Source organism: Bradyrhizobium sp. 164 (assembly GCF_023073715.1).
In the GTDB taxonomy this organism is placed as follows: domain Bacteria; phylum Pseudomonadota; class Alphaproteobacteria; order Rhizobiales; family Xanthobacteraceae; genus Bradyrhizobium.
This window is the reverse complement of record NZ_JADPKA010000006.1, coordinates 40692-66523: the sequence shown is the minus strand read 5'-3', so window position 1 is coordinate 66523 and position 25832 is coordinate 40692. Positions and strand designations below refer to the sequence as shown.

Here is a 25832-nt window from a genome sequence, read left to right as displayed (position 1 = left end):
CTGCACCATAGCGCATTCGTGAGGTCATGGATCAGCCGCTGACGGAGTTTTTACCGCGCGCCTGTCACGGCTTCGCATCTGGCGCGTGCAGCACCGCCTTGCATGCGGCCGGCATCTCGGCCAGCGTCATCGGCGGCTTCGGTTTCGGTGGCTCCGGCGGCGGCTTTGGGTGCAGCACCGCATCCGAGAACCAGTAAGCAAGATCGGAAGGCTTGCAGCCTTCGTCCTCGGCTTGCGACGGCTGGCCCTCGCAGTCGCCAGCGCCCGCCGGGCAGTGCATGCGGATGTGGAAGTGATAGTCGTGGCCCCACCAGGGGCGGATCTTCGACAGCCAGGCGCGGTCGCCCTTGGCCTCGCGGCACAACGCCTTCTTGATCGCGGCGTTGACGAAGATGCGCTGCACCGCCGGCTCCCGCGCCGCGTCGCGCAGCACCAGCACATGGCCAGGTGTGAACACTTTCGGATCGATATCGAGTCGGTCGGGACGCACCATCATCACCGCCGACATCTCCTCGCGTTCCTCGCGCGAGAGCCGGCGGTCCGGCATCGGCGTCAACCAGATGTCGGCATCGAGACCGATCTGGTGGCTGGCATGGCCCGACAGCGCCGGCCCGCCACGCGGCTGGGCAATGTCGCCGACCAAAATGCCAGGCCAGCCGGCGTCCTTGTGCGCCTTGGCCGCGAGCCGCTTGATCAGGGCGATCATATCGGGATGGCCGTAGTTGCGGTTGCGCGACAGCCGCATCACCTGCCAATTGTCGCCGTTGAGCGGCATCTGCATGGCGCCACCGATGCAGCCCTTGGTGTAGGAGCCGAAGACATGCGCCAATCCTTTCGACGGCAGCAGCTTGCGCGCGAACAGCTCCTTGGCAGCGAGCGTGGGATCGTTCGGATTGCCGAGCGGCGGCAGCGGCTTCGGGGTGACGCTGCCCTTGTCCTGGGCCAGCGCGGTGCCGGCGATCAGAAGCGCAGCCAGAAGCAGGAGGAGGGTGAGACGGCGGGGACTCATGCTGGGGCTTTTATAGCCCAACGCCGTCTCAAGGGCCAAGAATTAGACTTTCAGCCCGCCGTAACCTGTATCTTCGGATGCCGCCGCGACGACCTTCGGCGCGGCATTCTATCTTCCGAACCGCTCGATGACCTTCGCGAGTTCAACGTCGCCCGCGCGCGCCCCGTTTCCACGGTTGGTCCCCCCTTTCTCCAGATCGGACGCATAAATGACGGCGGGATCGGCTTCCAGCCGCTGGCGCAGAGTCGCCATCTTCGGCCACCGTTCCTTGTCGGCAACTTTATGAAATTCGAGCCAGCGGGCTACGCCGATGAACGCGGCATCGGCCAAGGTCGGGCGGTCGCCGACCAGGAAGGTGCTTCCCTCAATCATCTGCTCGAGCTTGTCGTGGCGCTCAATCACTCGCTCGCGACCCCAGGTCCGCAACGCCGACTGCACCGCCGGGTCGGGCGACTTCATTTCCATCGCAAACCACAACGGGCTGAATGCGGCCGTGAAGCCGGTATTTAGGAATGCCATCAACTGGTGCATCCGGTCGGCCTCACGCGAGAGCGGGTCGAAGCTGATGCGCCGCTCCGGGTCTCGGGCCTCGAGCCAGGCGGCGATCGCCATGCTCTCCGTCAGCACGTGTCCCTCCGCGGTGATCAATACCGGCGTCTCGTGTCGGGCGTTTATGCGGGCGTAGGAAGGCTCGCGCATCTCGCCGAGCATATCGACGCGACACAGCCGGTAGGGTTTCCCCAGCCATTTGAGCGCGGCGACGAGCCCAATAGAGCTTCCCAACGGGAAGCCGTACAATAAGATCGGTTCCATGGCCTTTGTTCTCCGTGACTTCTGATGATCACGCTGCGCAGCGCAGTCAGACCCTACTCGGCCGTGCCGCCGAGTAAATTACGCACTTTTTGGTAACCACGAGCCCTCAATGAAAGATCTCGTTTCCCGCTGTCCCATCGAGGAAGTGATGCAGGTGCTCAGCGGCCGCTGGCCCACGCTTCTGATTTACTATCTGAAGGAGGGCACTAAGCGATTCAGCGATCTGCGCCGGGACAACCCTACCATTTCGCACAAGATGCTGGCCCTGGAGCTTCGCAAGCTTGAGGACGCCGGCATTGTCCAGCGCGCGGAATTCGAGGGATATCCGTTGCGCGTCGAATATGATCTGACCCCATCCGGCCACGCACTCGTGCCGCTGATAGATGCGCTGGGTGAGTGGTGGGCAGCGACCGACAGCGCTCGCGCGGAATTGGCGGATCGCAGCGAGATGGCGGATCGTCACGATTAGAGGAAGCCAGCTTAGGGATTGGACAGTACGAAGCGCCAGCGATCATCCGCTCCATGGTCAGCCTCGGCAAGGTCTCGGGGTCGCCATCACCGCCGAAGGCGTCGAGACCGAAGCCGAGCTCTGCTGTCTCCGCACCGAGGGCTGCGATGAGGGTCAGGGCTTTCTGTTCAGCAAGGCAAGGCCGAATGCGGAGATCATCAGCCTCCTCGCCGCACAGCGCGGCATTGATGCGGACGACGAGGACGCTATCAATGCCCCGCCAGAATCGCCTTTCCGACATCCTCATAATGCGTATCGCGCGCCTGGATCTGCTGCGCGATGGCATGCATGTCGCGAAACCGTCGCTCAAACGGATTGCTGCGGAACACAGCCGTCGCACCGGCCATGTGATAGGCGGCGTCGACCACCTTCGCCGATTGGTGGATGGTCCAGGTCGCGGCGAGGCGAACCGCGCTGCGATGCGTCGGACTGAATTCGCCGGTCGCGCTGAGATCGCGCCACATCGCGTGCGCGGTGGCGTAGAGATAGGCGCGGGCGGCGCGAAGATCGCCCTCGGTGCGGCCGATCAGTCCCTGGACCGCCCCGTTATCGCGCATGGCGCTGACCGCGAGTGACTGGTGTTTTCCACGCGCCAACGCGATGGCCGCATCCAGCGTGGCGCGCGCCACGCCGAGCGAGACTGCCGCAAAGCCGAGGCTGAAGGTCGAGCCGGTGCCGATTCTGTAGAGAGGACCCTGTTCGCGCAGCGCGGACGGCACGTCGCGGAACGCCGTGAAACGCTCGGGGATGAAGAGATCGGTGACCTCGTAGGAGTCGGTGCCGGTGCCGGCGAGCCCGATCGCCTGCCAGACGTCGTGCAGCACGGCGCTCGCGACCGGAAACAGAATGGTGCGCACCTCCGGCGAGCTATCGGCATTTTTCCGCGGCGTGCCGTCGGCATTAACGATACGGACATGCGCCCCCAGCCAGCTCGCCTGCCGCGAGCCGGAGGCAAAGTCCCAGCGCGCCGTGACGCGATAGCCGCCGTCCACGATGCGCGCCTCATGCCCGATCGCGCCCCAGGCAAGGATGCCGGGCGGCGTATTGAAGATCTCCTGCGCAGTATCATGATCGAGCCAGGCGGCGATCATCGCGCAGACGCCGCACTGGCCGAGACACCAGGCGGTCGAGGCGTCCGCCGTCGCGATCTCCTCCAGCATTTGCATGAAGATATCAATCGGGGCTTCAGTGCCGCCGAGGCTTTGCGGCAGCAGCGCGCGGTAGAGCCCGTTCTCGATCAGTGCGGCGACCACGGCAGGCGTCAGCCGCCGCGACTGCTCGATCTCGTCGGCTTCACGCGCGATGAGCGGCGCGATCGCCCGGGCACGTTCGACGAGATCGAAGGCCTGCGATCTGTTCATGCGCGACCTCGTCAGGCCGCAGCGCGGCCAAAGTCGAGCGATGGCCGGCGTCTGGTCGGAAAGCTCAGTGCCACCGCGACCGCTGCGAGCCCGATCGTGAACGAGCCGGCGTGCAGCCACGTGTAGCGCTGGAAATTGTCGAACACGAGCCCGCCGGCCCATGGCCCCAGTGCCATGCCGAGGCTGGCAAAGGCCGACACCGCGCCGAACACCGTGCCCATGATGCGTGCGCCAAAGAATTCGCGGACCAGCACCGCATAGAGCGGCATCACGCCGCCATAGGCGAGGCCGAACACGACCGAGAGCGCGTAGAACTCGCCGAGCTGCGCCACCGCGAGATAGGTCGCGATGCACATGGCTTGCACGAGCAGCCCGCCGACCAGCACGGGCTTTGCGCCGCTGCGATCGGCCAGCGCGCCCAGCAGCAGGCGGCCGCCGAGGCCTGAGACGCCGGCCACGCTGTAGACCGTCACGGCCGTCAGCGGGGCGATACCGCAGACCATCGCATAGGACACCATGTGGAAGATCGGACCGGAATGCGCGGCGCAACAGGCGAAATGGGCAGCGGCGAGCGCGACGAACTGCGGGGTGCGCAGCGCCTGCGCCGCGGTCAGCTCGACCTCCGGCGCCGCGTCCGCCGTTGCAGGGGCCGCCACTGCGGGTGCCGGACGCACCAGGAAGCAGGCGGGGATCAGCAGCGCCCAGGCGGCGATGCCGATCACCAGCATCGCGGTGCGCCAGTCATAGGCCGCGATCAGCCAGCTCGCGGTCGGCGCGATTGTCACTGGCGAGACGCCCATGCCGGCTGAGACCAGCGCCACCGCGAGGCTGCGGTTCTTCTCGATCCAGGCGCTCGCGAGCGCCATCATCGGCGCGTAGAAGCTGCCGGCGGCAATGCCGATCAGTACGCCGAAGCAAAGCTGGAATTGCCACAGGCTTGCTGCCTGACTCGCGCTCACGAGGCCGAGCCCCAGCAGCAGGCTTCCGGCAAGCACCACGATGCGGGTGCCGAACCGGTCCGACAGCGTGCCCCAGAGGAACGCGGCCACCCCCATGCAGAGAAAATCCAGCGTCGCGGCCGCCGACACGCCGGCGCGCGACCAGCCCATCGCTTGCGAGATCGGCTGCAAAAACACCGCCAGCGACAGCATCGTGCCGAATCCGACACAGGTCATCAGCGCACCCGCGGCGACAACGACCCAGCCATAGTCGAAGCTTGACGGCTTGCTCATGCGTTTCCTTAGCGCTTTTGATTTTGTTGATGGTGCGCGCAGGGGATGGTGGCCTATCTGCCGGGCGAGAGCAAGGCGGGTTGCCACCGCGGGCGACACGGCCCGTCCGCAATGATATCATATCTCACGTCACCGGCCTGCGATGTTGTTCTCACAAGCGCACACACATCAACGTGCGAGGAGGCAAATCCAATGAAATGGGGAGCGCTGTGCAGGCCGCGTGGGCGCCGCAGGCTTGCCTTGCCCGTCATTTTCGCCGCCGCAGTCTGGGCACCTTCAGCATGCGCAGAGGACATCCGAAGCGCCGAGCCGGGGCCGGTCTTTTCAGACAGCGGTCCCGATGCCGATCTTTACGGCGCGGCTGACGGCTATCCGGTCGGCACGCGGGGAGGCGTCCCTCAGCTCGACAAGCTCGTCGGGGTCTACAGCCATTTCGGCGAGATCTATCCCTCGCGCGCGGTCGTTCGCGCCACGGCGCCCTGGCAATTCAAACGCGCGCCGGAGCCGTCGATCGCCTACAGTTTTGGCACCGAACGTCTGAGCATCGCGGACTACCTCAAGCGCAACCCGGTGACGGGACTCCTGATCGCCAGGGACGACACCATCCTGTACGAGCACTATCAATATGCGCGGACCGACCACGACCGCTTTGTCTCGCAGTCCATGGCCAAGACGCTGGTGGCTATGCTGGTCGGGATCGCGGTCTCGGAGGGACGAATCAAATCGATCGACGACCTCGTCTCGACCTACGTTCCCGGCCTTGCAGGCACGGAATATGGAAACACATCGATACGCGCCTTGTTGACCATGTCTTCGGGCGTCCAGTTCTCGGAAATCTATGATGGGAACGACGACGTCGCCCGGCTTGGACGGGCCCTGTTCGTCGATGAGCCGAAAGATCCCGCGGCCATCGTTGCGCAATTCAACACCCGAACCGCACCGCCGGGCACCAGATGGCACTATGCCAGCGTAGAAACCGAAATCCTCGGCCTAGTCCTGCGCTCGGCCACGGCCATGCCGGTTGCCGACTATCTCCACGACCGGATCTGGGACCCCATCGGCGCCGAAGCGGATGCGTCGTGGGCGATCGACGGGAGCGGACAGGAGATTGCCTTTTGCTGCTTCAACGCAACCTTGCGCGACTATGCGCGGCTGGCGCGGTTGCTCGCACATGACGGCGCCTGGGAAGGTCGCCAATTGATCCCCCGGCAGCGGCTGCTGGATGCCACGACCGTCAGACCAGCCGATGGCCATCTCGCGCCCCGCGTGGCCACACCTTATTTCGGCTACGGCTACCAGGTGTGGCTGCTCCCTGGCGAGCAGCGCAGATTTGCCCTGCTCGGCATCCGCGGTCAGGTCATCCTGGTCGACCCGGCCTCCAAGCTCGTCATGGTGCACACGGCCGTTCGCCAAAGGCCATCCGAGCCGGCAGCCCTCAGGGAGCCGCTCGCATTGTGGTCCGCCGTGCTTCAGCAGCTCGGGCAATGATGATCCGACAGCTTTGAAACCCCATGAGGGCGCGTTTGCTCGCCTTCAGCGCTGCAGCGTCCGACGACTGGCATACGACCAAGGCGACGGTGACCTGCGGGAAGGCGGCGCCTTCTCGTCCCGGATGGAAGCCAAGGACGGCGGCATGGGCTTCGACTTCGCCGGCACCTACACCAAGATCGTCGAGCACAAGCGGATCGAACACGCGTTCGGCGATCGAACAGCCGAGGTCGAGTTCGTGCCCGGCCCAAATGGCACTGTCGTCCGCGTCGTCTTCGATAGCGAAGCGACTCACTCGGTCGAGCAGCAGCAAGGCGGCTGGCAGGCGATCCTCAATAATTTCGCGCGCTACCCGAGCTGCTCGCCTGCCACGAGCCCGAGGCAAGATCCCAGCGTGCCGTGACGCGATAACTGCCCTCGACCGCGCGCGCCTCATGCGCGATCGCGCCCCAGGCTAGGATGCCGGGCGGCGTATTGAAGATCTCCTGCGCAATGTCGTGATCGAGCGAGGCCGCGATCATCGCGCAGACGCTGCACTGGCCGAGACACCAGGCGCTCGTCCCGCTGTAGGGACGTCAGTAAATTTGGTCGACTGGGAGCCCAAGAGCCATTGCACCCGTATATCTTGCTTGGGCGCCGGGCTGCAGGGGATGATAGCGTGCGGCCTGTATGTCGCGGAAGCGCCGTTCTAGACCGGCCGCGCGATAGAACCCCGCGCCGCCAGCGAGCTCCATTGCTAACTCCACCGCTGCAATTGCATGCCGCGCTACGAGATGGCGGCCGATCACCACCTGGTTCACTGTTTCGGCCGACGGCTTATTCAGGCGCACAGCTGCAAGCATGGTTTGCCGTGCCATCCGTGCGCCAGCAAGCTCGGTATCCATGCGGCCAGCCAGCTGTATAACGTTATGATCGAGCTCTTTGCGCCGCGCGAGCAAGAGAGCAATATCCCGTGCGCTCTCGGCAACGCCCACATAGACCGAGTAAATCAGTGGCAGTGCGATGGTTGCGATCGTCTGGAATAAGGGATCCCACTCACCAGCCTTGCGACGCGCCGATACGGCACTTTCAGGCACTACGTAGCCATCAATCATCACGTCATTCGAACCGGTCGAGCGCATACCCAAAACTCGCCAAGTGTCCAAGATCTTCACCTGGGGTGAGCTCATCGGCACACCAAAGTGAAGCACCATTGGCGGCTCACACTCCTGTTGCAGCACCGCGCCCGTCATCATGAGAGTCCCGGCTGGCGAGCCCGAGGAGAAAACCTTTCGAGCGGTGATCTTATAGCCGCCGTCCACCTTCTCGGCTTTGCCGGAGCCGCCGACCCAATCCGAACCGCCGCTTGAGAGTAGGAAAATGCGTTCCTGGGCGATACGTGTCAGTAGGTTCTCCACCGCCGTCACTTTCTGATGCCGCCAGCGCCAAGCGGTGATGGCGACCTGGTGGGTGTGCATGGAGAATGCAAGCGCTGTGGATCCGCAGTGATACGCCAGGACACGGAGCATCTCGGCCAGCTCATCGACCTCCGCCCCACGGCCCCCGAGCTCGGTGGGGACGCCGGCTTCGACCAATCCCGACGATTTCAAGTCCTCATAGTTTTCGGCTACAAAGCAATCTTCGTCCGTCGCCTGCTCGGCCCGTCGTTGAAACACGGGCCCGAGTTCCCGCGCAACGTCGATCGAACTGCGCGGGCTCGCTGATTGGATATCGTGACCTTGATTGAGGCTCATGGCGGTCCTCCTCCGAGAAGATAGGAGAACCGTAATCCTCTAGGGCCGGACCTTTCCAGTTCAAAATCCGTACTAGCGGTAGCCCAGCTGGGACGGGCTCGATGCCTTCACGTCGGCCTGAGCCCCTTCGCAGAAGTCGAACGACACGTGCGGTGACGCGGCGGAGGGAGCTGTTCTTATGCCGCTAATTGACTCGTGGCGGATGATTATGCGTCAACACAGCTTTCCTGATGCATGAGCCGATACCCGCTATTCAGCAGGCGTCGCCATTTTGCGCGAATGCGAGTTCGCGACATGCTCCGCAACAGTCCGCTTTCTCGCGGCAATCCGAAATCGCAACCAACCGCCCCCATCGGCGCATTTGACCCTGAGCGGAAATGGAACCGCCCCTGTATCGTCATCTCTCCCTGCCACAAGCGGTGAGCATCGTGGCCCGGCCTGCACGAAGATCTTGGCGACATTCAATGACAAGAATGCGTTCATCACTTATCGCCTCACGACCAGCCTTCCATGAAGGCTGCATGGCAGTAGTGGACGCCGGTGTAAGCTTCACATCAGATTCACCTAACGTTCTTGGCCTGGCCACGCTGCAATCAGAGTCCGAACGGATAGGTGTCTGGGACAGCGCTGCGACGATGCTCAGGACCCAAATGTGTCACCGCATGTGTCTCGTCAAACCACACCAGCGCGTTAAACTGTTGAGGCAGTGAGGCCTCGGCATAATGGCTTTGCAGCTCGGTGTCCGGTCGATAGATCACGCCGATAAAGCGTTCCAGGCGCGGTTCGAGCAAGCGACGACGAAGGGCCTCCTCGCGGCGGAATTCGATCAAGCCGCGCGTCGCACCGGCATCGTGAAACAGCCGCTCATAGCTGTCTGGTCGAGACGGCCGAACCTGCATCACTTCCATTTCGGCGTCCCAATCTGAGGCCGCTGCCACCGTGCCGGTATGCGTGCTTAATCCGATCAGCGACGCCGCTTCATCGAATTTCTCCCGACAGAGCTGACCAATGTTGAGCTCGTTGCGGACCGCGCCCATGCTGGTAAAACGCGCATTTCCGATATGGGAATTGTGCGCCCAGACCACGGCCTTGGATTGGGGACCATGTGCGTCAAGTACATGGCTTAGCGTCTCGAACATATGCGTATCCCGTAGATTCCAGGACTCCGCGCCGCCGTAATACATGATCCGGTAGTAGCGCTCCGCTGACGCGATCAAGCGGGCGTTCTGCGCGGCATCGAGGAAGCTGTCTGGATCGTCCGCCGCATAGTCGAGCTGCTTCTTCAGAATATCCTGGCACTGCCGAACCACCTCCGCCTCGCATTTCCGGTAGCGCTCGGTCAGGACGGCGCGGCCATAGGTCGAAGGCTCGCGCTGCCACGGCGTCAGGCAGCCGTAGCGTTCGCGCGCCACCGCTGCCGATTGAGGATCGACCTTGTCGAGGTAAGTGAGAACGGCCGCGATCGAGTCGCGCATGTTGTAAATGTCGAGCCCGAAGAACCCGGCTCGATCGGTTGCCGGCATTCGTTCATTGCGACTGCGCATCCAGTCAACGAAGGAGGCGACATCCGTATTTCGCCACATCCAGGTCGGAAAGCGTTCGAACGGGGTCTGGCTTGACGCTCCGCGGTGCGTTCGACCGCGAACGTACCGGTCGATCGCTGCGGCGTCGGGCCAATCCGCCTCGACGGCGACGATCGTAAATCCGTGTTTTTCGATCAGGCGGCGCGTAATCGCTGCGCGTGCCTGGTAGAACTCCGACGTACCGTGACTGGCTTCGCCCAGCAAGACGATGCGCGATTGTCCGAAGCGATCGAACAGCACACCGAATGCAGGATCATCGAAGGCAGGCAACGGTTCGATAGTAGCACGGATCATGTCTGTCAGCGATTGCAACCGCGTGTGACCGGGGATGTGGTTGCTGGCCGAGCGCGTGCCATCCTCGGCCCATCCTTGCTCGCCGATCAACGGCACGAAGCGGACGGCCCCGAAGGTCTCCTCATCGTAATCAGTCTGGCTCCGGCGCGTAATCCGGAGCAGCGATTGTTCGTGCCCGAAATTGCCGACGGGAATGACGAGACGGCCGCCGACGGCCAACTGGCGCTTAAGCGCGTCAGGCACCGAGGGGCCGCCGGCAGCGACCAGGATCGCGTCGAATGGCGCCTCATCGGCCAGGCCGCGGGTGCCGTCGCCGGTATGGACAATGCAATTCGCACATCCGAGCGCAATCAGCCGCTGCGCTGCGATTCTGGCCAGGGCGCCATGTCGCTCGATCGTGTGAACCGTTTTAGCAAGCCGAGAAGCAATTGCGGCAGCATAGCCTGAGCCGGTACCGACCTCGAGCACCTTGTCCGTCGGCTTCAATTCGGCAGCCTCGGTCATCAGCGCGACAATGTAGGGCTGCGAGATGGTCTGGTTGTTTGCGATCGGCAGTGCGCCGTCCTCGTAGGCAAATTCCTCAAAACCGGCTTCCACAAACCGCTCCCGCGGGACCTGTCGCATAGCCTCCAACACGCGACGATCACGGATACCACGGCGCGCGAGTTGAACGTCGACCATACGGTCGCGAAGATCTGAAAATTCGCTCATGCGACCCGTCCATCAAGAATGCCCAGTGCATAAAGCCAATGGGAACGGACGTGACGAGTTCCTTTCCATGGACTGAATCGCGCCGGAACCAAGGCCGGAACCAAGGAGAGAGTTTACCGGTTCCGATCACCCGCAAAGTGAAACGAAATCATACGCATGCGTTGTTCAGTATGGTTCGTGAAGGTCCAGCGCGGACGCCTCCTCCTCACAAGGAGCCTTATCCGACGGAGCGAGCGAGGGGCGGAGAGATCATTCTCCGGACATCGGCAAGGAGAGCAATCTTCCTGACCGGGCTGCTCGGGGCCGTCGTGCTCGCGGTGCTGATCCTGGTTATTGCGCACTGATCGCGCTGGGTTTTGAGGTTGTTGAAGAAGCCATCAGTGGACCGCGATCCATACTCCTGGCTGCCATCATCAAATGGCATCAGGTTCAAAAGTTGGTTCGCCCGATACTTTCCCGTAACATTGTTGGTACAACTTGTTCGACTGATTGCGGCGGGATTCCAAGCTCGGAAAATCCTGGCATTCCCACCGACGCTATGTTGTCGAGCTTCATCAACTCCACCTGATTCCGGGTGATGGGTGGCCTTGGAAGCAGCTCCGAAATCCATCCCGCTGCATGCCAAGCAGCAAACGGCACTGGAACGAGCATGGGGCTGCGGCCGGCTGCGTGCGCAACCTTTTTGAGAAGCTCTTCGTATGTGTAGATGCGAGGACCAGCGCATTCATATGTGATTGCGCTTGTTTCGGCTCTCAGAAGCGCTCTTGTGATCGCGTCGGCCACATCGTCAACATAGGCCGGCTGCAATCTCGTCAACCCGCGGCCGAACATCGGATAGATCGGATATCGGCGGAGTAGCTTGAGGATGACGGTGAGAAACGCGTCATCCGGGCCGAACATTACCGCCGGGCGAACCAGCGTAGCCTGAGAAAATACTGCGCGGACCGCGAGTTCGCCTTCGCCACGCTTGCGAATATAGAGGGACGGCGAAGTGGCGTCAGAGCCGATTCCGGAAACGTGGATGAGCCGCTTGACGCCAGCTCGACGTGCCTGGGCCGCCAGTCGCCGGGCTGATTCCACATGTACGGAATGAAAAGTCTCCTGTCCGTGTTCGACATAGAGGCTGACCGTGTTGATGGCGCCGTATGCGCCATCAACAGCAGCGGCTATCGAACCCTCGTCGCGTAGATCGACGTTCACAGATTGGAGGCGTGGGTCGTCGTGACCAAAAAGCTGTCTGCCCCGTTCGGGATGTCTTGATGCAATCCGAACGAAAAACTCAGGTGCCCGGAGCAGGTGTTGAACAACGCGGCGGCCGAGAAACCCCGTTCCACCGAACACCGTAACAAGGCGATTATGTGCGGGCGCCATGGCGCAACTCGTACTGAGATCGTCTCAAGCAAGGCATGGCCAGCGGAGACCGCAGGCTCGTCGGTCGTCCATTACACACGATCGCGGAGGTCGGTCACGCCTTCCTTCTGGGCGCAGTGGTCGCAGCAATAGTAGGTGCCGCTCTTTTCCAGGCCGTGCCCCACGATGCGCGTTCCGCAATGCTTGCACGTTGGCGCCAAGGCATGAATTGCGCACTCGAAGCTGTCGAACGTGTGCGCCTGGCCGTTCATCACCACCTGAAAAGCCTTGTCATAATCATTGCCGCAGGTTTCGCATGTCGACATTGTGCCTCCTTCACGCCGCGCGGCGTTTGCGAGTTTGAGCAGCCTTCTTGGCTGACCTGGTACGTTCATCGGCCGGTCGGCTGGCTGGTGCTTTTCCGCCAAGTCTGCCGCCCTTGCGTGACGGCGAGGTGTCTGCTTCGGTCCCTCTGCCGGACCCGCTCTTCTTGCCGCCATGGATTTCTTTGTTGACGGTCGCCCAGGCCCGCCGTTCAGCTTCAGTGTCGGGTACACCTCGGGATTCGTAGCCTTCCTCGATGTGTTCGGCCTGTCGCTTCTGCTTATCGATGTAGCTGCGTTTGTCTCCGCGTGGCATCACGGCCTCCCTCTTCAGGTACGCCTCCCTCGCGCCACGAACGGCGAAGTTCACTAATTGTTCCTATTCGACCTGACTTACCGCAGACCGTGTAGGAGCCGGTGTGCACCGCCCGCTGAGACACTCAGTTAGCATCCAGGGCGTAGAGAGGCGGGATCAAGTTGATTGGTCGAACCGTCAACTTGCGCCATGCCTTTCGGAAGTCCGAGGATGTTCGCGGGTCTTTGCCAATGCAGTTTGCCGACCGCGGCGAATTGTTTCGCCGGCATTCCCGCAGGGGGCCCGGAAGCCGACGGAAAGCCATCACCGCTGTGGCGTTCGGATCCCGAGATCGAAGGCTAATCGGTCGGCGTCGAGATGTTGCGTGCTGATGGGCGCCGGCCTCACGCCCGTTGCGATGATGCCATCATGCCCCTGTTTTGCCCGACGGGTCAAATGGATTTCGTAAAATCGAAAAACGCAATACAAACAAGACTCCGGCTACTGTGCATGGGGTTGTTTTTCGATATTTTGTTCTTCGGGTCCCAAACGTCCCGGACCGGCCAATCTCGTCACGCTTGAAACAGGCCTAAGCCCCGCTCAGCTATCCACCTTCAGCGCGGCAATGAAAGCTTCCTGCGGGATGTCGACCTTGCCGAACTGCCGCATCTTCTTCTTGCCTTCCTTCTGCTTCTCAAGAAGCTTGCGCTTACGCGTGATGTCGCCGCCGTAGCATTTTGCGGTGACGTCCTTGCGCAGGGCGCGCACCGTCTCGCGCGCGATCACCTTGCCGCCGATCGCGGCCTGGATCGGGATCTGGAACATGTGCGGCGGGATCAGCTCCTTCATCTTCTCGACCATGGCGCGGCCGCGCCCTTCCGCGCGGGTGCGATGCACCAGCATCGAGAGCGCGTCGACCGGCTCGGCATTGACCAGGATCTGCATCTTGACGAGGTCGGCCGGCTTGTAATCGGTGAGGTGATAGTCGAACGAGGCGTAGCCCTTGGAGACCGACTTCAGGCGGTCGTAGAAATCGAACACGACCTCGTTGAGCGGCAGGTCGTACTTCACCATCGCGCGGGAGCCGACATAGGTGAGCTCCTTCTGCGCGCCGCGGCGGTCCTGGCACAGCTTCAGCACGCTGCCGAGATATTCGTCGGGCGTGAGGATCGTCGCCTCGATCCAGGGCTCGTCGATCTCGGCGATCTTGACCACGTCGGGCATGTCGACGGGATTGTGGATCTCGATCTCCTGGCCGTCGGTGAGCTTCATCTTGTAGATGACGCTCGGCGCGGTCGCGATCAAATTGAGATCGAACTCACGCGACAGCCGCTCCTGGATGATCTCGAGGTGCAGCAGCCCGAGGAAGCCGCAGCGGAAGCCGAAGCCGAGTGCAGCCGAGGTCTCCATCTCGAAGGAGAAGCTGGCATCGTTCAGCCGCAGCTTGCCCATGGCCCCGCGCAGCGTTTCGAAGTCGTCGGCATCGACAGGGAACAGGCCGCAGAACACCACCGGGATCGCCGGCTTGAAGCCGGGCAGCATCTCCGTCACCGGCTTCCGATCGTCGGTAATGGTATCGCCGACGCGGGTGTCGGCCACTTCCTTGATCGCGGCGGTGATGAAGCCGATCTCGCCGGGACCGAGCTCGTCGACCTGCTGCATCTTCGGCGTGAAGAAGCCGACGCGCTCGACGTCGTAGGCAGCACCGGTGCCCATCATGCGCACGCGGCTGCCCTTCTTCATGACGCCGTCGACGACGCGGATCAGCACGACGACACCGAGATAGACGTCATACCAGCTGTCGACCAGCAGCGCCTTCAAGGTCGCCTCGCGATCGCCCTTCGGCGGCGGCAGGCGGGTGACGATCGCTTCCAGCACATCGGGGACGCCTAAGCCGGTCTTGGCCGAGATCATCACCGCGTCGGAGGCGTCGATGCCGATGACGTCCTCGATCTGCTGCTTGATCTTCTCGGGCTCGGCGGCGGGAAGGTCGACCTTGTTCAGGACCGGGACGATCTCGTGGTTGTTGTCGAGCGCTTGGTACACGTTGGCGAGCGTCTGCGCTTCGACGCCCTGGCTCGCGTCGACCACCAGCAGGGAACCCTCGCAGGCCGCCAGCGACCGCGAGACCTCGTAGGCGAAGTCGACATGGCCGGGCGTGTCCATCAGGTTGAAGATGTAATCCTTGCCGTCCTTGGCGCGGTATTGGAGCCGCACCGTCTGCGCCTTGATGGTGATGCCGCGCTCGCGCTCGATGTCCATGGAATCGAGCACCTGCTCCTTGCCCGCCATCTCGCGGTCGGACAGGCCGCCGGTCATCTGGATCAGGCGGTCGGCCAGCGTCGATTTGCCATGGTCGATATGGGCGACGATGGAGAAATTGCGGATGTTGGAAATGGGGACGGTCGTCATGGGCGCGGGATACCACTCACATCCCTGTGCGGCAACCATATTGCTGTATTTTCAGGGCCTTTGTTCACGCCAAGCTGATTCCACGATCGCCCAAAACACGCTAGGCAACCGCTCATGTCGACGACTTCGATCCCCTCTGCCAAAGCGCGCGCGAAGACCCGAGTGAGCTATGCCCGCTTCCGGGCCTGGTTGGTTGCCTGCGCGATCCGCCCCGAGGCCCGCCTCTGGTTGGTGATCCAGCTCGCCATCCTGCATGCAGTGCTCTGGACCTTCATCCTGATCAATCTCAAGGCGGCGCAGGACGTTCACATGGACGTCGCAGAAGCTTATGCTTGGGGCCAAAAATTCCTGTGGGGTTACGGCAAGCATCCGCCACTGTCGGGCTGGGTCGCCGGCCTCTGGTTCAAGCTGTTTCCGGCGGCGGATTGGGCTACCTATGCGCTTGCGATGGCGACCGTCAGTATCGGCATGGTGGTCTGCTGGATGGTTGCCTTGCGCGTGGTCGACGCGCGGCGCGCGTTCCTGGTCGTGGTGATGATCGCTCTCTATCCGATCTTCAATTTCAAAGGCTTCAAGTACAATCCGGATCTGCTCCAGCTCGTCACGCTGCCGCTGCTCGTGCTCGCTTACCTCAACGCCTTCGCGAAGCGGAGCTGGCAATCCGGAATCCTTCTCGGGCTTGCCGGCGCGCTGGCGCTGATGACCAAATATTGGGTGCTGACCATGATCGGCGCCATCGGCCTTGCCGCGCTGATCCATCCCGAGCGGCTGCGCTTCCTGTCGTCGCCGGCGCCATGGGTCGCGATCGCGACGATGGCGGTGGCGATGATCCCGCACTTCGTTTGGCTGGCGAATGCGCATTTCGTGCCGCTGACCTATGCCGGCGACACCTACAGCCTCCAGGACTCGAGCCAGGTGCATCAGCTCGTCGCGGGCTACGTCTTGCATAATTTGGCGCTGCTGGCCCTGCCGGTCGCGCTGGCCGCCCTCGCCATGGCGCTGGCGCCGCCGTGGCTCACGCTGCTGGTGCGGGCGCCGTCGCGCATCGTCACGCGGGCCTGGGCGCGCGGGGTCAATCCGGGCGTCAACCTCTCGCAGGCGCTGAACATCTGGATCATCCAGATCATCGTGGCGTTCGGTCCGCCGCTCGGCGCGCTGGCCTTCAGCATCTACATGAAGACCGATTGGGGCATCTCGCTGTTCTTCCTGGTGCCCTTGGCGCTGGTCGCGATCCCCGCATTGCGGGTGCAGAGCTCTGTGCTGTTCAACATCGCCGCGATCTGGCTCGTGCTCAGCGCAGCCACGCTCGCTGCCTCGCCGTGGATCGCCGCGCGCGAGATGGCGGCCAATGCCGGCAATACCGCAACCTATGGCGCGCGTTCGGAGCTCGCGCGCGAGCTGACGCAGGCCTGGCACGCGCGCTTTGCCTCGCGCTGGGCGGTCGTTGCCGGGACGATGGAGACGATTCAGCCGATGGTGTTCTACAGCCCCGATCACCCCAGCCCGTTCACGCCGAACGAAGCCTGGGCGTCCGGGCTGACCTCGCTCGACGATGTCAAGACATACGGCTTCATCGGCGTGTTCGATCCGACCGACGAACGCCTGCCCGCGTTCGAGAAATGGATGTCGGGGATCGCGCCGAATGCCGAGCGCATGGTGATGACGACGCGCCGCTTCACCCACGGCAAGGCCGGCCCGGCGATGAGCTGGAATATCTACATCGCCCCGCCGGCGAAGTGATCGGGATATCGTAGGGTGACAAAGCGAAGCGTGCCCACCAATTTCAGCACACGATGAGAGAGATGGTGGGCACGGCGCGTCGCGCCTTTGCCCACCCTACGGCGTCGAGCGCTTGGCTCAAATCCCTTCCTCGTTGAACTTGCTCTCGACCAGTTCGGTGATCGCCGCGAGCGCCGCTTCGGCTTCCTCGCCGGCCGCGGCGACCGTGATGGTCGTGCCGGGACCCGCGGCAAGCATCATCAGGCCCATGATCGAAGTGCCGCCGACGGTCTCACCGCCGCGCGTCACCCACACTTGCGCGTTGAAGCGCTCGACCGCCTGGACGAATTTCGCCGAGGCGCGGGCGTGCAGACCGCGCTTGTTGATGATCAGGAGCTCCTTGGAGATCGCGCCTGCGGGCACGCCCGCTGCGGCTTGCGGCGCGTCGTCGCTCATTTGCCGGCGAGCACGCGGCTGGCAATGGTGACGTATTTGCGGCCCGCTTCCTGGGCCATCGCGATCGCGTCGGGCAGCGGACGCTCCTCGCGCACCTTAGCGAGCTTCACCAGCATGGGTAAGTTGATGCCCGCGAGCACTTCGACCTTCGGCCGGCTCATGCAGGATATTGCGAGGTTCGACGGCGTGCCGCCGAACATGTCGGTGAGGATCGCAACGCCGTCGCCGGAATCGACGCGGTTAACCGCCTCGATAATGTCGCTTCGGCAGAGATCGGAATCATCTTCGGCACCGATCGTGATCGCTTCGATTTGCTTTTGTGGGCCCATGACATGCTCAAGCGCTGCCTTGAATTCGTCGGCAAGGCGCCCGTGGGTCACAAGTACTAGACCAATCATCGGAAAACTCCTCGCGGGCGCTTTTGGTGCACCGCACGAACGCGCCACTTTGACCATCCAGAGCCCCCGCGCAAGAGGGGATGTTGCGTATCTCCCTGAACCTAGACGGATGGATGAGGGAAGCTGCGCCGGTCTACTCGGTCGCGATAGTGGGGTTCATATGGTTACCATTTCCCTTCAAACAATCGCCTGAGGGGTTAACGGAAGATGAACTCTTGGTAGTGGTCAAGGCCGCGACAACCAGCGGGAGGGGCGAATAGCCGCGCTCGACCGGGATGCGCGGTATTTCGACACCAGAAATGCTGGCTTTCAGCGATTCTGTCGCAGGCAGACGCTCGGCATCGGCTGCGTCCAGATCGACCACGAGGCCGACGATCGCATGCTCCACGAAGTCGCAGCGGCGAATTCCCAAGCCCCGGATCTCGATCAGGCCAGCCAAGACCGGAGCGGGGCGGACTTCAATTTCATGGCCGACTGTCGCCAGATGGACACGGTCATCTCCGACCAGAACGGCCCTTTCGATCAGGCCTGACCGGCCCGCCATGATCAAATCGAAGGCAAGGCGCGACTTGCCGGAACCGGAGGGACCGCGGATCAGCACGGCAAAAGTCCCGACCTTGACGGCGGAGGCGTGCACGCTGGGGCCGCCGTCGCTCATAGCGCCGGCAGCCTCACCACGAAGCGCGCGCCGGCGACGGTCGGCGCGCCTTCGGCATCCAGCGGGCCTGCGCGGTTCTCGGCCCAGATCCGCCCGCCATGGGCATCGACGATCTGCTTGGAAATCGACAACCCGAGGCCGGAGTTCTGGCCAAAGCCCTGGTGCGGACGATCGGTATAGAAGCGCTCGAAGATGCGCTCCAGCGCGTCGTCGCGGATGCCGGGCCCGTCGTCGTCGATCACGATCTCGATCTCTCCGCGCACGCGGCGGCAGGTGAGGCGCACCTTGCTGCCGGCTTCCGAGAAGGATTGCGCGTTGGACAACAGGTTGGAGACCACTTGTCCGAGCCGCGAATCGTGGCCGGTCACGGAGAACGTGTCGGTCGGGCCGCGGCCCTCGAAGCGGGTCTCGACCGCGACGTCGTGGCCGAGCTTGGTCTCGTTGGCGACCGACACCAGTGTCGTCAGCAGGCGACGCACGTCAACCGGGATCGCATCCTGACGCTGCAATTCGGCATCGAGGCGGCTGGCGTCGGAGATATCCGAGATCAGACGGTCGAGCCGCTTGACGTCGTGCTCGATCACCTCGAGCAGGCGTGCGCGGCTGGTCTCGTTGCGCGCCAGCGGCAGCGTCTCGACCGCCGAGCGCAGCGAGGTCAGCGGGTTCTTCAGCTCATGGGCGACATCGGCGGCGAACATCTCGATCGCCTCGATGCGGCTGTAGAGCGCGCTGGTCATGTCCCGCAGCGCGCCCGAGAGGTGGCCGATCTCGTCGCGGCGGCGGGTGAAATCGGGAATCTCGATGCGGGCTTTGATACGGCGGCGGACGCGCTCGGCGCTGTCGGCGAGCCGGCGCACCGGACCTGCGATCGTGCTGGCAAGCAGCAGCGACAGCATGATCATGACCGCTGCGGCAACGCCGCCGACCTTCAAAATGGCGAGGCGCTCGGCAGTGACCATCTGGTCGATGTCGTCGCCCTGGGTCGACAGCATCAAAGCGCCGTGGATTGCGCGCGAGCGCAGCACGGGGACCGCGACCGAGACGATCACCTCGCCGCGTGCGTTGACCCGCACCATCGAGCGCTTCTGGCCTTGGAGCGCATCGCCCACCTCCGCGTAGCCATTGCCATTCTCGGGCCCGAGCTCACGGTAGAGCGGCAGGTCGCCGCGGTTCAGCCAGGTTCGCACCGCGACCATGCCGCGCTCGACGATGCCGGGCTTCTCGGCCGGTGGCGGCAGGTTGTAGCGCAGCACGTTTTCGAGGTTGCGGCTGTCGACCAGCAGGCTGCCGTTCGGATCGTAAATGCGCGCGCGCGTCTTGGTCGGCGAGATCAGCGTGCGCAGCACCGGCGCCACGCGCTCCGGATTGATCGGGAAATCCAGCGGCGAATATTCGTCCGAGCCGCCATAGGTCTCGCCCGGCTTGAGATCGAGCAACCGGTCGGGGTCGATGGTGATGGCGTTGGTCTGCACGGTCGCAGAGGCCGCGATCGCGCCGGCGATGATCTCGGCCTGGACCAGCAGGCTCTGCGCGCGCGCGTCGATCAGGCCGGCCCGGAATTGCGACAGATACAGGATGCTGGCGACCAGCGCGACCAGGCCGGCGAGGTTGAGCGAGACGATGCGGCGCGTCAGGCTCGAGAAGGACAGCGCGAAGAAGAACTGACCGGCGCGCTTCAGCCAGTTCAGCGGCCGCCAGCCCTGCGGCTTGTCTTCGCCAACGTGCTCCGGAACGCCGTCGGATGCGATATCCTCGGCGCTCTGGTTTGGATCAGGCTGCGTTCGGTCAAGCAATGCTTACGCCCGCGTTAGGACAGCTCGTTGAGAAGGTCCCCGCATCCTAGAGCCATCCCGGTTCCGATGGAATCAGAACCAGCGATGCTCTCCTCTTTCGTGAAACTGCGCGAGTCTCAGGCTTCCTTGAAGCGGTAGCCGACGCCGTAGAGCGTTTCGATCATCTCGAACTCGTTGTCGACCACCTTGAATTTCTTGCGCAGCCGCTTGATGTGGCTGTCGATGGTGCGGTCGTCGACATAGACCTGGTCGTCATAGGCGGCATCCATCAGCGCGTTGCGGCTCTTCACCACGCCGGGCCGGGTCGCCAATGCCTGGAGGATCAGGAATTCGGTGACGGTCAGCGTCACCGGCTCGTTTTTCCAGGTGCAGGTATGCCGTTCCGGATCCATGCGCAAAAGGCCGCGATCGAGCGCCTTGGCGTCGTTCTCCTTGGGCGCGACGGTCGGGTCCTTCGGCGCCGAGCGGCGCAGGACCGCCTTGACGCGCTCGACCAAAAGGCGCTGCGAGAACGGTTTGCGGATGAAGTCGTCGGCGCCCATCTTGAGGCCGAACAGCTCGTCGATCTCCTCGTCCTTGGACGTCAGGAAGATCACCGGCAGGTCGGACTTCTGCCTGAGACGGCGCAACGTCTCCATGCCGTCCATGCGCGGCATCTTGATATCGAGGATGGCGAGATCGGGCTGGGTGGTGCGGAAACCGTCAAGTGCGGAAGCGCCGTCGGTGTAGGTCATGATGCGGTAGCCTTCGGCTTCCAGCGCGATCGAGACGGATGTGAGAATGTTGCGGTCGTCGTCGACCAAAGCGATTGTGGGCATGAGCCTCTGCTTTCTGCTTTCCGTTTTGGGTCGTGGCTTGAAACGGCGAGCAATCAGTGATGCGCCGCATACATGGGTGCCGAAGTCGGCATTCGAACCTTGTCACCGAGCAATGCAAGCTGGGCTGAAGTGTGACCAAGTTCCACGAAACGCGGCAGATTCGCCGCATCTCGACCCATAACCTGGCCCCCGTTTACCCGAGAAAAGGCCTCTATTGCAACCACCCGACCCGAGAAAGCCGATGCAACCGACCCCGGATTTCGATCCCGCAAAACTCGCCAAATCGCTGCTGCGACGGTCGCGGCAGGGGGCGCTGGCGACCCTGATGGCCGGCAGCGGCGATCCCTATTGTTCCCTGGTCAATCTGGCGAGCCACCCCGATGGCTCACCGATCCTGCTGATCTCGCGCCTCGCCGTGCACACCAGGAACATCCTGGCGGACAGCAGGGTCTCGCTGATGTTGGACGAGCGCGCGGCCGGCGATCCCCTAGAGGGGGCCCGGATTATGCTGTCCGGCCGGGCCGAGCAGGCTGACGCCGACAAGGACTTGCTTCTGCGGCGGTATCTCAATGCCCATCCGTCGGCGGAAGGCTTTGTTTCGTTTAAGGATTTCTCCTTCTTTCGGATCCCGCCCACGGGAGCCCATCTGGTCGCCGGCTTCGGCCGGATCGTCGACCTCAAGCCGGAGCAGTTCCTCACGGACCTCACCGGCGCCGAGGATCTGCTGGCGGCGGAACAGGGCGCCGTCGAGCACATGAATGCCGACCATCGCGACGCCATGAACCTCTATGCCACGAGGCTGCTCGGCGCGGCCGAGGGCGGCTGGCGCTGCACCGGCTGCGATCCGGAGGGCCTCGACATGCAAATGGATCAGACCGCGCTGCGGCTGGAGTTCCCGGAGCGGGTGACGGATGGCACGGCACTGCGCAAGATGCTGGTCCGCCTCGCCGGTGACGCGCGCAAGAAGCTGGACCAAGGCGCAACACGTTGATCGTCGCGGCTCATCGCTGTGATCCAAGACCGTAATCGGTCCGACGGTGCAGCGAGAGTGGTGATGGCAAGATGAAATCGGCCGGCGCTGATCGCAGGGGCTCGCGCTCGCGGCGAGCGCATTGCTCGCCACGCCAGAAAGGAAGTCTTGCCGCGGCGGGCGCGTGATCAACCCGCTCATGGGGGCCTGCAAGTATTCGGAAGCGCGCTTCCGCTCGCGCAGGCGATGGTTGCGACCCTGGAGAAAAGCGATATCGGCCGCGAACTCGCCGCGACGCTCAAGATGCTGTTGTCCGCGGTCACGCGCGGCTGGCAAAGGCGCTGTGGCAATTGCCGAATACCGCCGAGTTGAACGCGGTGGCGAGCGATGTCGGCAAGGGATGCCGACATCCATCTCGGTTGCGACGCCGGCGAAACGACGCTCAAGCGTGCAGCGCTTGCTCAATATGGCATCATCAACTTTGCCACCCACGGCCTCTTCGCGGCGACATCAAAGGACTCGGTGAGCCCTCGCTTGCACTCTCGATCCCGATCAGCCATCGGAGCTCGACGGCCTTCTCACTGCGAGCGAAGTCACCCAGCTCAAGCTCAATGCGGACCGGATTGTGCTGTCGACCTGCAACACATCGCGGGCGACAAGCCGAGGCCGTGGCCCGGTCGGGATTGGCGCGCTCGTTCTTCTATGCCGGTGCCTGCGCGCTTCTTGTGTCGCATTGAGCGGTGGATTCGGAAGCTGCCACGCGTTTGACCACGTCGACGTTCGAGCTGCCCAAGACGAACTGAAGATCGGTCGCGGCAAAGCCTTGCGCGTGCGATGCTGACTTATCTCGCCGCCGCCTCGTCTCGTCACCGCAATGCCTATCCCGCGATGTGGGAGCGGTTCGCACGCATCTGCAAAGCCGAGTTACGATGGGAAGCCAACTCGAGCATTGTGCGTCGCAATAACCGGAAGTAACGCGCAAACGCGCGTTTGGTTGCGCGATCATTCGGACTTTTTGATGCGCTTGCTCAGAGCTGACATGCGCGACGTTTGGCGCGGTCTTTGAATAAACCAAATCCTACGGGATCAGCTTGGCAACGCCAGCGTTCATCAGTATTAGGTCGTTCCAGCCGAGGCCAAACGGGCCTATTATTCACGGTGACCGCGATGGTGCCAAAGCTTGGTCGCGCTGAGTGTCGCGGGTTCTAGGAGGACTTTTTCGTGCAAGAGACGGGCGTGCGCAACGGTGCCTTCGGCGCCGACAAATTCGGTTTAAAGAATCTCAAGCAGGTTCACTGGAACCTCGGTGCGCCGCAACTCTATCAGTACTCGCTCTCCGCGGGCGAGGCGGTGCTGTCAGCGGACGGTGCACTCTGCGCCGATACTGGCGAGTTCACCGGCCGCAGCCCGAAGGACAAGTTCACGGTGCGTGACGCCACCACCGACAAGAAGATGTGGTGGGCCGGCAACCAGTCGATCACCGCAGAGCAGTTCGAGACGCTCTACCAGGATTTCCTCAAGCACGCCGAAGGCAAGAGGCTGTTCGCGCAGGATCTCTATGGCGGCGCCGATCCGGCCTACCGGATCAAGACGCGCGTCTTCACTGAGCTCGCCTGGCACTCGCTGTTCATCCGCACACTTCTGATCCGCCCCGAGGCGATCGAGCTGTCGACCTTCGTGCCTGAGCTCACCATCATCGACATGCCGAGCTTCCGCGCCGATCCTAAACGTCACGGCTGCCGCTCGGAGAACGTCGTCGCAATCGATTTCGCCCGCAAGATTGTCCTGATCGGCGGGTCTTATTATGCCGGCGAGATGAAGAAGTCGGTCTTCACCACGCTGAACTACTATCTGCCCGAGCGCGGCGTGATGCCGATGCACTGCTCGGCCAATGTCGGCGCCAAGGGCGATACCGCGATCTTCTTCGGCCTGTCCGGCACTGGCAAGACGACGCTGTCGGCCGATCCCAACCGCACCCTGATCGGCGACGACGAGCACGGCTGGGGCCCGAACGGGGTGTTCAATTTCGAAGGCGGCTGCTATGCCAAGTGCATCAAGCTGTCGAAGGAAGCCGAGCCCGAGATCTACGCGGCGTCGACGCGCTTCGGCGCAGTGCTCGAGAACTGCGTGCTCGACGAGGACACCCGCATCGTCGATTTCGACGACGGCTCCAAGACCGAGAACACGCGTTCTGCATACCCGCTCGACTTCATCCCGAACGCCTCGCACACCGGCCGCGCGCCGCAGCCGAAGAATGTGGTGATGCTCGCCGCCGACGCGTTCGGCGTGCTGCCGCCGATCGCCAAGCTTTCGCCGGCGCAGGCGATGTACCACTTCCTGTCCGGCTACACTGCAAAGGTCGCCGGCACCGAGCGCGGTCTCGGCAACGAGCCGCAGCCGGAATTCTCGACCTGCTTCGGCTCGCCCTTTCTGCCGCTCGATCCATCCGTCTACGGCAACATGCTGCGCGAGCTGATTGCCCAGCACAATGTCGATTGCTGGCTGGTCAACACCGGCTGGACCGGCGGCAAATATGGCGTCGGCTCGCGCATGCCGATCAAGGTGACGCGCGCGCTGCTGACCGCCGCACTCGACGGATCGCTTCGCAACGTCGAATTCCGCACCGACAAATATTTCGGCTTTGCGGTCCCGACCGCGCTGCCGGGCGTGCCGGCCGAGATCCTCAATCCGGTCAACACCTGGAAGGACAAGGACGAGTTCGACAAGACCGCCCGCGCGCTGGTCGGCATGTTCCAGAAGAACTTCGCCAAGTTCGAAGCTCAGGTCGACGCCGAAGTGCGCGCAGCCGCGCCCGACCTGAAGCTCGCGGCGGAGTAGGGCTCGCGCCTTGTAATGCAAAGGGCGGCCGCGAGGCCGCCCTTTTTGTTTACGCGATATCTCTCCAGCGTCATTGGCAGCGCAGCGAAGCAATCCAGACTGTCTCCGCGGAGAGATTCCTGGATTGCTTCGCTGCGCTCGCAATGACGAGTTTGCGGAAGCAGCTACGCTTTGAAATACGCGATCTGCGTCGTGGTCGCGAGCAGCCGCCCGTTCGGCGACCACAGCTCGCCGTTCTGGTCGCCATAGCTCTTGTGGAAAATCTTGGCGTCAGCGGTGGCAAGCACACGCGTGATGTCTTCGGCGGCTAGCTCTTCGGCATCGGTGTGGAAATAGGTCGTCAGCGATACCGTACCGAACGGCACCAGCTCGCGCCGTGCGTGGAAGATGCGGCCGAAGAAGGCGTCCGACATCGACATCAGCGACAGCATGTCGAGCTTGCGCGGCGTGCGGTCGCTGATCCAGATTTTCGAATAGGTGCTGGCGGGCTCGGTCTGTGGCGGGCCGATCCGCATCTCGCCCTCTACGAAGCGGAATTCATACTGGTTGGCCCAGGAGGCCGAGATCTTCGGAAACGGCAGCGTCTGTTCGAACGGCTTTGCGTCCGGCACCTTCGCCACCCTATGCTCCCAGGACGGTCGCCGCTCGGCGAACACGGCGGTGGCGAGCGTTGCCACCCCGCCGCCGCCTTGGCTGAGCTCGACGCTCCAATGCTGGCTGGAGCGATTGGCCTTCACCAGCCGCAGGTCGAGATCGAACGGACCCTTGGCGATCGGCGCGCAGTAATTGACGGTGAGCGCGAGCGGATCGCCGGCGCGGTCCGGATGGTCGATCAGCGCGCGCAAAATCGTCGCGGCAGTGACGCCGCCGAACGGACCGACAAAGGCCCAATAATCGTCGCTGGTGTGCCCCTGCCAACTGGAGTCGCCGGCGCTGACGCGGGTGGCGTCATCGAAGGGGTGCGGGAGCTTGGCGTGCATTGCTGGTCCTCGGTGTCTCACCAACGTCATTGCGAGCGCAGCGAAGCAATCCAGACTATCTCTGCGGAGGGATTCTGGATTGCTTCGCTG

The 25832-nt window shown here is 63.1% G+C and carries 21 protein-coding genes and 3 pseudogenes; 7 read left to right on the top strand and 17 right to left on the bottom strand.

The features are described from left to right. Positions 1 to 64: 64 nt before the first annotated feature. Both mepA and IVB01_RS02015 read right to left on the bottom strand, forming a co-directional pair. The gene (mepA, locus tag IVB01_RS02020; RefSeq protein ID WP_247276384.1) at positions 65 to 1009 is read right to left on the bottom strand and encodes a penicillin-insensitive murein endopeptidase; all 945 of its coding nucleotides are present in this window, start codon (positions 1007 to 1009) and stop codon (positions 65 to 67) included. A gap of 108 nt (positions 1010 to 1117) precedes the next feature. Further along, positions 1118 to 1822 (bottom strand): glutathione S-transferase family protein, encoded by a 705-nt coding sequence (locus IVB01_RS02015; RefSeq protein WP_247276385.1) that lies wholly within the window; start codon positions 1820 to 1822, stop codon positions 1118 to 1120. Positions 1823 to 1931: 109 nt separating this feature from the next. Here IVB01_RS02015 and IVB01_RS02010 point away from each other — a divergent pair, with 109 nt between their 5' ends. Beyond that, on the top strand, positions 1932 to 2291 hold the full coding sequence (locus IVB01_RS02010; protein WP_247276386.1) for a helix-turn-helix domain-containing protein: 360 nt from the start codon (positions 1932 to 1934) through the stop codon (positions 2289 to 2291). A gap of 29 nt (positions 2292 to 2320) precedes the next feature. Further along, positions 2321 to 2538, top strand: a pseudogene (locus IVB01_RS02005) (EAL domain-containing protein); the annotation flags it as partial. 1 nt (position 2539) lies between these two features. On the opposite strand, the gene IVB01_RS02000 reads toward IVB01_RS02005, so the two are convergent. Further along, entirely contained in the window at positions 2540 to 3691 is a 1152-nt protein-coding gene (locus IVB01_RS02000; protein ID WP_247276387.1) for an acyl-CoA dehydrogenase family protein, read from the bottom strand. Positions 3692 to 3702: 11 nt separating this feature from the next. Further along, on the bottom strand, positions 3703 to 4923 hold the full coding sequence (locus IVB01_RS01995) for an MFS transporter (RefSeq protein WP_247276388.1): 1221 nt from the start codon (positions 4921 to 4923) through the stop codon (positions 3703 to 3705). 240 nt (positions 4924 to 5163) lie between these two features. Here IVB01_RS01995 and IVB01_RS01990 point away from each other — a divergent pair, with 240 nt between their 5' ends. Together IVB01_RS01990 and IVB01_RS01985 are read left to right on the top strand one after the other, a co-directional pair. Continuing rightward, positions 5164 to 6411 carry a serine hydrolase gene (locus tag IVB01_RS01990; RefSeq protein WP_247494225.1) on the top strand — a complete coding sequence of 416 codons (1248 nt, stop codon included), beginning with the start codon at positions 5164 to 5166 and terminating at the stop codon, positions 6409 to 6411. Between the two features lie 35 nt (positions 6412 to 6446). Then, positions 6447 to 6814 (top strand): annotated as a pseudogene (locus IVB01_RS01985) (SRPBCC domain-containing protein); the annotation flags it as partial. On the opposite strand, the pseudogene IVB01_RS01980 reads toward IVB01_RS01985, so the two are convergent. The 7 genes and pseudogenes from IVB01_RS01980 to lepA form a co-directional block, all read right to left on the bottom strand. After that, positions 6759 to 6971, bottom strand: a pseudogene (locus tag IVB01_RS01980) (acyl-CoA dehydrogenase); the annotation flags it as partial. The pseudogenes IVB01_RS01985 and IVB01_RS01980 sit on opposite strands and share 56 nt — an antisense overlap. Positions 6972 to 6986: 15 nt before the next feature. After that, entirely contained in the window at positions 6987 to 8144 is a 1158-nt protein-coding gene (locus IVB01_RS01975; protein ID WP_247276390.1) for an acyl-CoA dehydrogenase family protein, read from the bottom strand. 593 nt (positions 8145 to 8737) lie between these two features. Continuing rightward, positions 8738 to 10732 carry a protein-L-isoaspartate(D-aspartate) O-methyltransferase gene (locus IVB01_RS01970; RefSeq protein ID WP_247276391.1) on the bottom strand — a complete coding sequence of 665 codons (1995 nt, stop codon included), beginning with the start codon at positions 10730 to 10732 and terminating at the stop codon, positions 8738 to 8740. Positions 10733 to 11161: 429 nt separating this feature from the next. Next, positions 11162 to 12103: a complex I NDUFA9 subunit family protein gene (locus tag IVB01_RS01965; protein WP_247276392.1), complete on the bottom strand. Its 942-nt coding sequence runs from the start codon at positions 12101 to 12103 to the stop codon at positions 11162 to 11164. A gap of 71 nt (positions 12104 to 12174) precedes the next feature. Then, on the bottom strand, positions 12175 to 12408 hold the full coding sequence (locus IVB01_RS01960; protein ID WP_247276393.1) for a hypothetical protein: 234 nt from the start codon (positions 12406 to 12408) through the stop codon (positions 12175 to 12177). A 10-nt stretch (positions 12409 to 12418) separates the two neighbouring features. Beyond that, positions 12419 to 12721, bottom strand: coding sequence for a plasmid stabilization protein (locus IVB01_RS01955; RefSeq protein ID WP_247276446.1), 303 nt, complete (start codon positions 12719 to 12721; stop codon positions 12419 to 12421). Between the two features lie 579 nt (positions 12722 to 13300). Further along, positions 13301 to 15112 carry a translation elongation factor 4 gene (lepA, locus tag IVB01_RS01950; protein ID WP_247276394.1) on the bottom strand — a complete coding sequence of 604 codons (1812 nt, stop codon included), beginning with the start codon at positions 15110 to 15112 and terminating at the stop codon, positions 13301 to 13303. A gap of 114 nt (positions 15113 to 15226) precedes the next feature. On the opposite strand from lepA, the gene IVB01_RS01945 reads away from it, so the two are divergent. Next, positions 15227 to 16852, top strand: coding sequence for a glycosyltransferase family 39 protein (locus IVB01_RS01945; RefSeq protein ID WP_247276395.1), 1626 nt, complete (start codon positions 15227 to 15229; stop codon positions 16850 to 16852). A 117-nt stretch (positions 16853 to 16969) separates the two neighbouring features. Here the strand turns inward: IVB01_RS01945 and IVB01_RS01940 are convergent, their stop codons facing one another. The 5 genes from IVB01_RS01940 to IVB01_RS01920 form a co-directional block, all read right to left on the bottom strand. Then, positions 16970 to 17287: an HPr family phosphocarrier protein gene (locus tag IVB01_RS01940; protein ID WP_247276396.1), complete on the bottom strand. Its 318-nt coding sequence runs from the start codon at positions 17285 to 17287 to the stop codon at positions 16970 to 16972. Continuing rightward, on the bottom strand, positions 17284 to 17685 hold the full coding sequence (locus IVB01_RS01935) for a PTS sugar transporter subunit IIA (RefSeq protein WP_007597752.1): 402 nt from the start codon (positions 17683 to 17685) through the stop codon (positions 17284 to 17286). The genes IVB01_RS01940 and IVB01_RS01935 overlap by 4 nt, the downstream gene beginning before the upstream one ends. 133 nt (positions 17686 to 17818) lie before the next feature. Next, a complete protein-coding gene (locus IVB01_RS01930; protein WP_247276397.1) occupies positions 17819 to 18343 on the bottom strand; it encodes an HPr kinase/phosphatase C-terminal domain-containing protein in 525 nt (174 codons plus the stop codon). Then, positions 18340 to 20136, bottom strand: coding sequence for a sensor histidine kinase (locus IVB01_RS01925; protein WP_247276398.1), 1797 nt, complete (start codon positions 20134 to 20136; stop codon positions 18340 to 18342). The genes IVB01_RS01930 and IVB01_RS01925 overlap by 4 nt, the downstream gene beginning before the upstream one ends. A 116-nt stretch (positions 20137 to 20252) precedes the next feature. Next, positions 20253 to 20954: a response regulator transcription factor gene (locus IVB01_RS01920; protein WP_008542552.1), complete on the bottom strand. Its 702-nt coding sequence runs from the start codon at positions 20952 to 20954 to the stop codon at positions 20253 to 20255. A gap of 241 nt (positions 20955 to 21195) precedes the next feature. On the opposite strand from IVB01_RS01920, the gene IVB01_RS01915 reads away from it, so the two are divergent. Continuing rightward, positions 21196 to 21945, top strand: coding sequence for a DUF2470 domain-containing protein (locus IVB01_RS01915; protein WP_247276399.1), 750 nt, complete (start codon positions 21196 to 21198; stop codon positions 21943 to 21945). A 1200-nt stretch (positions 21946 to 23145) separates the two neighbouring features. Further along, entirely contained in the window at positions 23146 to 24762 is a 1617-nt protein-coding gene (locus tag IVB01_RS01905) for a phosphoenolpyruvate carboxykinase (protein WP_247276400.1), read from the top strand. 164 nt (positions 24763 to 24926) lie between these two features. Here the strand turns inward: IVB01_RS01905 and IVB01_RS01900 are convergent, their stop codons facing one another. Beyond that, positions 24927 to 25742 (bottom strand): thioesterase family protein, encoded by an 816-nt coding sequence (locus IVB01_RS01900; protein ID WP_247276401.1) that lies wholly within the window; start codon positions 25740 to 25742, stop codon positions 24927 to 24929. Between the last annotated feature and the right edge of the window lie 90 nt (positions 25743 to 25832).

Coding starts and splice junctions, on each gene's coding strand:
- mepA (WP_247276384.1), bottom strand. CDS start 1,009: ATGAGTCCCCGCCGTCTCACCCTCCTCCTGCTTCTGGCTGCGCTTCTG.
- IVB01_RS02015 (WP_247276385.1), bottom strand. CDS start 1,822: ATGGAACCGATCTTATTGTACGGCTTCCCGTTGGGAAGCTCTATTGGG.
- IVB01_RS02010 (WP_247276386.1), top strand. CDS start 1,932: ATGAAAGATCTCGTTTCCCGCTGTCCCATCGAGGAAGTGATGCAGGTG.
- IVB01_RS02000 (WP_247276387.1), bottom strand. CDS start 3,691: ATGAACAGATCGCAGGCCTTCGATCTCGTCGAACGTGCCCGGGCGATC.
- IVB01_RS01995 (WP_247276388.1), bottom strand. CDS start 4,923: ATGAGCAAGCCGTCAAGCTTCGACTATGGCTGGGTCGTTGTCGCCGCG.
- IVB01_RS01975 (WP_247276390.1), bottom strand. CDS start 8,144: ATGAGCCTCAATCAAGGTCACGATATCCAATCAGCGAGCCCGCGCAGT.
- IVB01_RS01970 (WP_247276391.1), bottom strand. CDS start 10,732: ATGAGCGAATTTTCAGATCTTCGCGACCGTATGGTCGACGTTCAACTC.
- IVB01_RS01965 (WP_247276392.1), bottom strand. CDS start 12,103: ATGGCGCCCGCACATAATCGCCTTGTTACGGTGTTCGGTGGAACGGGG.
- IVB01_RS01960 (WP_247276393.1), bottom strand. CDS start 12,408: ATGTCGACATGCGAAACCTGCGGCAATGATTATGACAAGGCTTTTCAG.
- IVB01_RS01955 (WP_247276446.1), bottom strand. CDS start 12,721: ATGCCACGCGGAGACAAACGCAGCTACATCGATAAGCAGAAGCGACAG.
- lepA (WP_247276394.1), bottom strand. CDS start 15,112: ATGACGACCGTCCCCATTTCCAACATCCGCAATTTCTCCATCGTCGCC.
- IVB01_RS01945 (WP_247276395.1), top strand. CDS start 15,227: ATGTCGACGACTTCGATCCCCTCTGCCAAAGCGCGCGCGAAGACCCGA.
- IVB01_RS01940 (WP_247276396.1), bottom strand. CDS start 17,287: ATGAGCGACGACGCGCCGCAAGCCGCAGCGGGCGTGCCCGCAGGCGCG.
- IVB01_RS01935 (WP_007597752.1), bottom strand. CDS start 17,685: ATGATTGGTCTAGTACTTGTGACCCACGGGCGCCTTGCCGACGAATTC.
- IVB01_RS01930 (WP_247276397.1), bottom strand. CDS start 18,343: ATGAGCGACGGCGGCCCCAGCGTGCACGCCTCCGCCGTCAAGGTCGGG.
- IVB01_RS01920 (WP_008542552.1), bottom strand. CDS start 20,954: ATGCCCACAATCGCTTTGGTCGACGACGACCGCAACATTCTCACATCC.
- IVB01_RS01915 (WP_247276399.1), top strand. CDS start 21,196: ATGCAACCGACCCCGGATTTCGATCCCGCAAAACTCGCCAAATCGCTG.
- IVB01_RS01900 (WP_247276401.1), bottom strand. CDS start 25,742: ATGCACGCCAAGCTCCCGCACCCCTTCGATGACGCCACCCGCGTCAGC.